Genomic DNA, 2,787 nt, shown 5'->3' with positions numbered 1-2,787 from the left:
CCTCGGTGAACACCTGAAAACCGGCCATTCATGAACACCGCAAAACCGGCCATAGAGAGTTAGCCGGGACGAATGGGTTTTACTGCTTCATTAGTAGCTTGTCCATAGGAATTTGCTTCACCCGTTAACGGGTTTTGTTTTTGTCTTTTCTTCCCATCTAGATATCCAGCCGTAGAGGTTGTGGGAACTGTGGGAAACTCGTGCGTAGTTTGCCGAGTTTTCCAAGCGCGGTGGGAACAGTGGAAACCATGCGGTTCGTTTTCCACGGTTTCCACGGCGCGGCAGTTTCCACAACCTACGCCGGCGCGAGCTCCGTCTTGGTGCGCCAGCTGCGTGGGCCAAACCTCAGCACGTGCCCGTGATGCAGCAAGCGATCGAGCATGGCGCTTACCGCTGCTGCATCGCCCAGCAGTTTGCCCCAATCTTCCACGGGGCGATTGGAAGTAACCAGGGTACTGGCGCGTTCATAACGACGCATGATTATCTCCAACAGATCTTCAGCCGCTGTCAGTGGCAACTTACGCATGCCGAGATCGTCGATGATCAGAAGGGGCCAGGCGACCACTGATTCAATGAACTCTTTGCGCATGCCGTCAATGGTTGCTTCAGCCAGTTCATCCAACAGCCTATACGTCTCTCGATAGAGCACGCGATAGCCTTGCTGAATGGCGGCCTGGCCGATGGCTTGCGCAATATGACTCTTGCCTGAACCAGCGGGTCCTAGAAACAGAGCATCTTCACGGCGTCCTATAAAGTTGGCTGTAGCGAGTTCAAAGATCAGACTGCGATTCATCTTGTTGAAGTTGAAGTCGAAGTTGTCGAGTGTCTTAAGTGGTTCACGAAAGCCGGCCTGTTTGCGCCGCCGTTCCAGTAAGCGGTCGCCCCGCCTGGTAAGTTCATCTGTTACCAGACAAGAGAGCAGATCAATAGGCGCCATGGCTTCAGCCTGGGCCTGATGCAGTCGGGTCTCGAGCACGGCAGCCATGCCCCCAAGTCGCAATTGTCGTAACGCCTGGTTCAACTCGATCAGATTCATGACGGTTCCGACTCCTTTAGTCTTAGCTGAATGACATCGCGATACTGCTGCAGTTCGCGAATCAGGGGATCAACTTGCTGCAGCGTGAGAGGCAGCGCCGGCTGCCGCTCCAGATAGCGCCGCACAAAGTGATACTCATGCACGCCTACTTCGAGTGCTTCGCTACAAGCTTCTTCAACCACCGCTGCGCCAAAGCGCTTCGCTAAATTGAGCACCCCGAGGATGCGCCGCACGCCAACCTGGCCTTGTCGTTGATGAATCGCCTGACACAGCTTGCCGATGCTACTGCCGGCCCGACTGGCACGGTTCAGTAACTGCACGGTGGAAGGTGGAGTGCGTGGTGAACGATCCTCTTCCTGAATGCGATGCCAACCGCGTTTCTGGCGCAGGTGTTCGCGCAACAGTTGACCGGTTTGCGGATGCAATAACCGGACATAAAGTCCATCCCATTGCACCGGCACGCGGCGTCCGATCCAGCCTGGCGGTGCACTGTAGTAAGCCGCTGCCACTTCCACGCAGCCGTCGAGGTTCACTACACGTTGCCCGTATTCATAAAAGCGGAAGGGTTCCAGTGGTAGTGGCAACAAGTGTGGTCGCTCTTCGGCAAACATCGCCGCCACTTGTCGTTTGGTAGTACCGTGAATACGAGTGTCAGCCCAACGTGTTTCCCAGTGATCGAGATAAGCCTGGGCCGCTGCCAGACTCTCGAAACGCTGCCCTTTGAGTGGCGTCTTCTTGGCATGGCCCACGCCAGCTTCAACTTTCCCTTTGCGATCCGGATCATTGACGCGACACGGCAAGGCGACTGCGCCATAATGGGCCAACACATCACGATAGAGGGGGTTGAGGGTGGGATCGTAAATATCCGGCTTCAGCACGCCCTCTTTCAGATTGTCGAGCACCACGACGCGCACACTGCCACCAAGGCGGCGAAACGCTTTTTCATGAAGTTCGGCCCAGACCCGCGCGCTGGAACGAAACACCAACAGGCGCACGCACTTGCGACTGTAACCCAGGGTCATCACAAACAGTCGGGTACGCCGATACTTGCCGCTTTCTGGATCGCGGACCCAGGGGCCAGTACCGTAATCCACCTGTGCTTCCTCACCGGGTGCGGTAACGATCACGGCCCGCGCTGCGGGCTGCAACTCGGGCGGGTAGAGTTTGCTAACGAAGCGTCTAACGCATTGATAGCTGTGCCCAAAGCCATAATCACTCACCAGGTCTTGCCAAATGGCCATGGCATTGCGGCCACGTGCTAAGGACTGCTGAATGAACTCGCGATAGGGCTCGCAACTGCTCAGGGTCAGCGCTTTGTTGGTGTGGGCGGAGGGCGTAGTGGCCGCTTTAGTGCCACCAGAGTCGGTGAACACCTCTATGGCCGGTTTTGAAACTTCAACCTTATTAGCTGGAGGATTGACCGCTTTTCCCGGGTCAGAGTCGGTGAACACCTCGATGGCCGGTTTTGCCCCTCGTCCCCGCTTACCTGGACGTCGCACACTGATGCCGGCGGCCTTTAGATATGCGCTGGCCGTCTCACGGCGCACACCCGTGGCTTGCTCGATCCGTCGTAAGGACCAGCCCAGTCGACCTAAGGCGATTATTTGTTGTCGTTTATCGTCGCTCAATACGTTGCTCATGGCGCTGGAAGCTACTTTGCTTCCCAGCGTCGTCAACGTCCCTGCGCGACTACTTCTCTATGGCCGGTTTTGCGGTGTTCATGAATGGCCGCTTTTGGGTGTTCACCGAGG

At 56.5% G+C, this 2,787-nt stretch carries 2 protein-coding genes; both read right to left on the bottom strand.

Features of this window, described 5'->3' with window-relative positions:
* Positions 1–295 precede the first annotated feature (295 nt).
* Complete coding sequence (gene istB, locus VJ464_30475; GenBank protein HKQ09486.1) at positions 296–1,036, bottom strand: IS21-like element helper ATPase IstB; 741 nt, start codon at positions 1,034–1,036, stop codon at positions 296–298.
* On the bottom strand, positions 1,033–2,676 hold the full coding sequence (istA, locus tag VJ464_30470; protein ID HKQ09485.1) for an IS21 family transposase: 1,644 nt from the start codon (positions 2,674–2,676) through the stop codon (positions 1,033–1,035). Before istA ends, istB begins: the two co-directional genes overlap by 4 nt.
* Between the last annotated feature and the right edge of the window lie 111 nt (positions 2,677–2,787).

The organism is Blastocatellia bacterium (genome assembly GCA_035275065.1).
Classification (GTDB): domain Bacteria; phylum Acidobacteriota; class Blastocatellia; order UBA7656; family UBA7656; genus DATENM01.
This window is presented reverse-complemented; position numbering and strand designations above follow the sequence as displayed.